At 73.4% G+C, this 5,181-nt stretch carries 5 protein-coding genes; 3 read left to right on the top strand and 2 right to left on the bottom strand.

What is annotated here, in order from left to right; genetic code table 11:
* The first annotated feature begins 40 nt into the window (after positions 1 to 40).
* Entirely contained in the window at positions 41 to 961 is a 921-nt protein-coding gene (locus ACFXOZ_RS42050) for a 1-aminocyclopropane-1-carboxylate deaminase/D-cysteine desulfhydrase (protein WP_380595317.1), read from the top strand.
* A 7-nt stretch (positions 962 to 968) separates the two neighbouring features.
* Here the strand turns inward: ACFXOZ_RS42050 and ACFXOZ_RS42045 are convergent, their stop codons facing one another.
* Both ACFXOZ_RS42045 and ACFXOZ_RS42040 read right to left on the bottom strand, forming a co-directional pair.
* The gene (locus tag ACFXOZ_RS42045; protein ID WP_375887713.1) at positions 969 to 2,471 is read right to left on the bottom strand and encodes an LCP family protein; all 1,503 of its coding nucleotides are present in this window, start codon (positions 2,469 to 2,471) and stop codon (positions 969 to 971) included.
* Between the two features lie 117 nt (positions 2,472 to 2,588).
* On the bottom strand, positions 2,589 to 3,053 hold the full coding sequence (locus ACFXOZ_RS42040; RefSeq protein ID WP_375887716.1) for a MarR family winged helix-turn-helix transcriptional regulator: 465 nt from the start codon (positions 3,051 to 3,053) through the stop codon (positions 2,589 to 2,591).
* Positions 3,054 to 3,158: 105 nt separating this feature from the next.
* On the opposite strand from ACFXOZ_RS42040, the gene ACFXOZ_RS42035 reads away from it, so the two are divergent.
* Positions 3,159 to 4,184 (top strand): NADP-dependent oxidoreductase, encoded by a 1,026-nt coding sequence (locus ACFXOZ_RS42035; RefSeq protein WP_380527557.1) that lies wholly within the window; start codon positions 3,159 to 3,161, stop codon positions 4,182 to 4,184.
* A 365-nt stretch (positions 4,185 to 4,549) separates the two neighbouring features.
* Positions 4,550 to 5,044 (top strand): DUF3145 domain-containing protein, encoded by a 495-nt coding sequence (locus tag ACFXOZ_RS42030; RefSeq protein WP_270147090.1) that lies wholly within the window; start codon positions 4,550 to 4,552, stop codon positions 5,042 to 5,044.
* The last annotated feature ends 137 nt before the right edge of the window (positions 5,045 to 5,181 follow it).

Here is a 5,181-nt window from a genome sequence, read left to right as displayed (position 1 = left end):
GTCCGGGCCGGCGGGCGTCCCGGGCCCGTAAGCTGGCCGGATGCTCGAACCCGCCCTGCTGCCGACCCCGCTGGTGGACTGCACCGACGGGGTGTTCGCCCGGGCCGGGGTGGAGCTGAGGCTCAAGCGGGACGACCTGCTGCACCCGACCGTCCCCGGCAACAAGTGGCGCAAGCTGGCCCCGAACCTGGCCGCCGCCGTCGAACAGGGGCACACCCGGCTGCTGACCTTCGGCGGCGCCTACTCGACCCACCTGCGGGCGGCCGCGGCCGCCGCCGGCGCGCTCGGACTGGAGAGCGTCGGGCTGGTGCGCGGCGAGGAGCTGGCCGACCGGCCGCGCAACTGGTCGCTGCGGGCCGCCGAACGCTCCGGGATGCGGCTGGAGTTCCTCACCCGGGCCGCCTACCGGGAGGCCACCGGCCGGGCCCTCGCCGGGGACGGCACCGGCGACGGTACGGAGGTGGAGCGCCGCTGGGGCCGCTGCCTGGTGCTCCCGGAGGGCGGCTCCAACGCCCTGGCCGCGGTCGGCGCGGCCGCGATCACGGCCGAACTGCCCGACCTGGGCGGGCACGACGTGGTCTGCTGCCCGGTGGGCACCGGCGGCACCCTGGCCGGGATCGCGGCGGGCCTGCCGCCGGGTGCCCGGGCGCTCGGGGTGGCCGTGCTGCGCGGCGGCGAGGGCTACCTGGAGGCGGAGGTCGCCCGGCTGCACCGGGCCGGGTTCGGGCGGGAGTTCGCCAACTGGCGGATCGACCACGCGCACCACGGCGGCGGCTACGGCAAGGTCCCGGCCGAACTCGACGCCTTCGCCGCGGAGTTCGAACGCCGCCACGGCATCCCGGTGGAACGCCGGTACGTCGCCAAGCTGCTCGCCGCCCTGGCCGACCTGGCCGCGGCGGGTGCCTTCGTGCGCGGCACCCGCCTGACGGCCGTGGTCACCGGCCTGCCGGACCCGGAGTAACCGGGCCCTAGGATCCGAAGGTCAGGTCGGCACAGGGGTCGGTGTCGGCGCCGCGGGTGTTCTCCGCTATGCCGGTCGGGATCCCGCTGGGCGCGGTGGCCGTGGGCGAGGGCGCGGTCACCGAGTTCAGCTGGGTGCCGGCCGCCCGGTAGTCCGCCCCGAGGGTGACGGTGATCGCGCCCGAGCCGGGCTCCTCGACGGTGCGGGCGCCGGGGAAGAGCGCGGCGACCTGGTCGGCGGTGGTCTTGAGCGTCGGGTCGTAGGAGACCTCGGTGTGCTGCTTGCCGGGGTTGTTGGCGCCGAGGGTGACGTTCTGGAAGCCGCGTCCCTTGAGGGTCTCGGCACCGGAGCCGGCCAGCCCGGCGGTGCCGACGCCGTTGACCACGGTGACCGGGGCGCCGGCCTGTTCGGCGGTGAGCGGCGCGTTCGTCCCGGGGCCCGCGCTCGGCGAGGCGGAGGCGGAGGCAGCGGCGGCGGTGGCCGCGCCGGTGCCGGCGGTGCCCTGCCCGTCCAGGGTGCGGTCCTCGCGCAGCAGCTTCCACAGCGCGTCGGCGTCCGGCTGGACCAGCCGCACCCGTTCCCCGGCGAAGCGCCAGGGGGCGGTGACGAAGGTGACGTCGGAGAGCTTGATGTCCTCCAGCGAGCGGGCGAAGTCCACCAGCTTCATCGCGGTGCCGAGGCCCTCGTCCACGGTGAGCGACTTGGTGGCGGCGTCGGCCAGCGGCAGCAGCGTGGGCAGGGAGAAGCCCTGGGACTGGACCTTCTTGATCATCGAGGAGAGGAAGGCCTGCTGGCGCTTCATCCGGCCTATGTCGGAGTTGTCGCCGATGCCGTGCCGGGTCCGCAGGTAGTCGACCGCGGACTTGCCGGAGAGCTTCTGCATCCCCTTCTTGAGCTGGATGCCGTACTCGTTGACGTCGTTGGGCACGCAGGCGTCCACGCCGCCGATGGCGTCGGTCATCGCGGCGGCGCCCTTGAAGTCGACCACGACGGTGTGGTCGACCCGCAGCCCGGTGAGGTTCTCCACGGTGTTCTGGGTGCAGGCCGGGTTGCCCTTGGCGAGTTCGCCGAGGCTGAACGCCGAGTTGAACATCTGGTCGGTGCGGGGCTTGCTCCAGCTGCCGTTCGCCAGCTTGCAGGACGGGATGGTGACCAGGGTGTCGCGGGGGATCGAGACCCCGACGGCGTGCTTGTGGTCGGCGTAGACGTGCACCAGGATCGCGGTGTCCGAGTTGCCGACGCCCTCGTCGCCGCCGCCCAGCGAGTTGTTGCCGTCGTCGCGGGTGTCCGAGCCGAGCAGCAGGATGTTGACCGGCACCTGGGCGCCGGGGCTGGCCGGCACGGGGGCCGGCGGGCGCTCGGTGGCGACGCCGCCCGCGTCGAAGGTGGTGATGTTGCTGTCCAGCCGGTGGTAGAACCAGGCCCCCGCCCCCACGACCGACAGCACCAGAACGGCGGCCAGGCCGATGGCGGTCCGCAGGTAGCGGCGCCGGCGCGTGCTGCTGCTCATCCCGTGCCCCCCGTCTTCACGTTTCTCGCGTTCGATGTTCGAACGTTAGACGTTCCGGAAGGCCGTTCGGTTACCTCCTGAGTGCGGGCGAATCGGGCAGCAGTGCTGTGATGCTGCTCACGCGCCGGGGTCGGCGGCGCCGGTGAGCATCCGCCGGAGCAGGTCCCGCAGGACGGTGCGCTCCTGCGGGCCGAGCGCGGCGAGCGGCTCGCGGGCGAAGTTGAGCGACTCGCGCAGCTCCTCGGAGGCGGCCGCGCCGGTCTCGGTGGCGGCGACCAGCTTGACCCGGCGGTCCTGCCGGTCGGCCTCCCGGGTGACGAAGCCGCGGGCCTCCAGCCGGTCGACGATGCCGGTGATGTTGGAGGGCTCGCAGCTGAGCGTCTGGGCGATGTGGCGCATCGGCAGCGGGCCGCGCCGCAGCAGCGCGAGCACCTTGGCCTGGGCGCCGGTGAGCGAGCGGGCGGCGGCGGCCTCCTCGTACTCGCGATGGAACAGGGCGACCAGGTTGGCCATCAGGTCGACGACCTCGCGGGTGATCTCGTCGGACTGCGGCGTGGCGACCTCGGTCTGCTGGGTGTCCATGCCCCAGAGTCTACCTGAAAAGTTGACAACATGAACCTTTCATGTCCATCGTTACTTCAGTTGCTCAACCTTTTACCTGCCGAAACCCCCCCAAGGAGCACCTCCATGGCAGAGCAGGCCGCCCCCGCGACCGCCCGTGAATGGCACCTCGCCGCCCGCCCCCAGGGCTGGCCGGTGCCCGCCGACTTCGCCCTGGTCGAGGCCCCGGTCCGGACCCCGGGCCCGGGCGAGATCCTGGTCCGCAACACCCACCTGTCGGTCGACCCGTACATGCGCGGCAGGATGAACGACACCAAGTCCTACGTGCCCCCGTTCCAGCTCGGCCAGGCGATGGACGGCGGCGCGGTCGGCTACGTGGTCGCCTCCGAGGCGGAGGGCTTCGCCCCCGGCGACGCCGTGCTGCACGGGCTCGGCTGGCGCGAGTACGCCACCCTGGACGCGAAGCGCGCGGTCAAGGTCGACCCGGCGGCCGGCCCGCTCTCCGCCTACCTCGGCGTGCTCGGCATGCCCGGCCTGACCGCCTACGCCGGACTGCTCGCCGTCGGCGCCCTCAAGGAGGGCGACAAGGTCTTCGTCTCCGGCGCGGCCGGCGCCGTCGGCTCGCTGGTCGGCCAGATCGCCCGGCTCAAGGGCGCCTCGCTGGTGGTCGGCTCGGCCGGCTCGGCGGAGAAGGTCGCCAAGCTGGTGGACGACTTCGGCTTCGACGCGGCCTTCAACTACAAGGACGCCCCGGTCGCCGAGCAGCTCGCCAAGGCCGCCCCGGAGGGCATCGACCTCTACTTCGACAACGTCGGCGGGGACCACCTGGAGGCCGCGATCGGCGCCCTCGGCGTGCACGGCCGCGCGGTGCTCTGCGGCGCGATCGCCCAGTACAACGACACCACCCCGCCCGCCGCTCCGCGCAACCTGGCGCTGGCGATCGGCAAGCGGCTGCGCCTGGAGGGCATGCTGGTCGGCGACCACGCCGCCCTGCAGCCGCAGTTCGTGGCCGAGGTGGGCGGCTGGCTGCGCTCCGGCGAGCTGCGCTCCGAGGAGACCGTGGTGGACGGCTTCGACAACGCCGTCGAGGCCTTCCTCGACCTGCTCCGCGGCGTCAACACCGGCAAGATGGTGGTCCGCCTGGACGGCTGACCCTCCGTCAGGGCCCTTGGTCCGGAGTCGAACCCGCCCCGCCGCCCCGACCGGGCGCGCGGGGCGGTTCGCGTGCACGGCGCAGGGGATCCGGCCGCACTACCGCATTCCGGCCGGATCCGAAAGTGCGTCATCCATCGCCCCGCGCCGCGCGGTACGGTGGTCCCGCCCGGCGATGGGGCCGTTCGGGGGAGAGATCCGGCCGAGGGGTAGACCTCGTTGAGGATTCGACTAGCATTGAGCGAAAGCCTGTCCGTTTTGCTCAATTTAGTAGCTTAATGTCGGCTAACGTGGGTAACTGTGGATCAACTGCAGGCACGAGGCAGCTGGGGAAGGCGACCCTCGTCCACAGCCTGGAGGTCCCGGTGACGACACGTGGAGTTCTCTACATCCACTCCGCGCCCCGCGCGCTGTGCCCGCACGTCGAGTGGGCCGTCGCGGGGGTGCTCGGTGTGCGGGTGAGCCTGGACTGGATCCGCCAGCCGGCCGCACCCGGGCACTGGCGTGCCGAGCTCTCCTGGCAGGGGGAGCCCGGCACCGCTTCGAAGCTCGCCTCCGCGCTGCGCGGCTGGCAGCTGATGCGGTACGAGGTGACCAGCGAGCCCTGCGCCACGGCGGAGGGCGAGCGGTACAGCAGCACGCCCACGCTCGGCATCTTCCACGCCGTCACGGGCATCCACGGCGACATCCTGATCCCCGAGGACCGGCTGCGGGCCGTCCTGCTGCGGGCCCGCAGCGAGGGGGCCGACCTGGAGGCCGAGATCTCCCGGCTGCTGGGCAAGCCCTGGGACGACGAGCTGGAGCCGTTCCGCTACGCGGGCGAGGGCGCCCCGGTGCGCTGGCTGCACCAGGTGGTCTGAGCCCGCGGGACGACACGACGGAGGGGCGGGGGGGCGGGGCCCGGCGCCGGCCCGCCCGCGCGGGGCGGCGCGGGGGGGGGGTGCCCGCCCCCCCAGGTGGGCGCCCGAGCCCCACCGAGTGTTTTGGGGCGGGGGGC

This window comes from Kitasatospora sp. NPDC059160 (genome assembly GCF_042755465.1).
GTDB lineage: Bacteria > Actinomycetota > Actinomycetes > Streptomycetales > Streptomycetaceae > Kitasatospora.
Note: the sequence above shows the minus strand (reverse complement) of the source record. Positions and strands in the feature narration are given on the sequence as shown.

Coding starts and splice junctions, on each gene's coding strand:
- ACFXOZ_RS42050 (WP_380595317.1), top strand. CDS start 41: ATGCTCGAACCCGCCCTGCTGCCGACCCCGCTGGTGGACTGCACCGAC.
- ACFXOZ_RS42045 (WP_375887713.1), bottom strand. CDS start 2,471: ATGAGCAGCAGCACGCGCCGGCGCCGCTACCTGCGGACCGCCATCGGC.
- ACFXOZ_RS42040 (WP_375887716.1), bottom strand. CDS start 3,053: ATGGACACCCAGCAGACCGAGGTCGCCACGCCGCAGTCCGACGAGATC.
- ACFXOZ_RS42035 (WP_380527557.1), top strand. CDS start 3,159: ATGGCAGAGCAGGCCGCCCCCGCGACCGCCCGTGAATGGCACCTCGCC.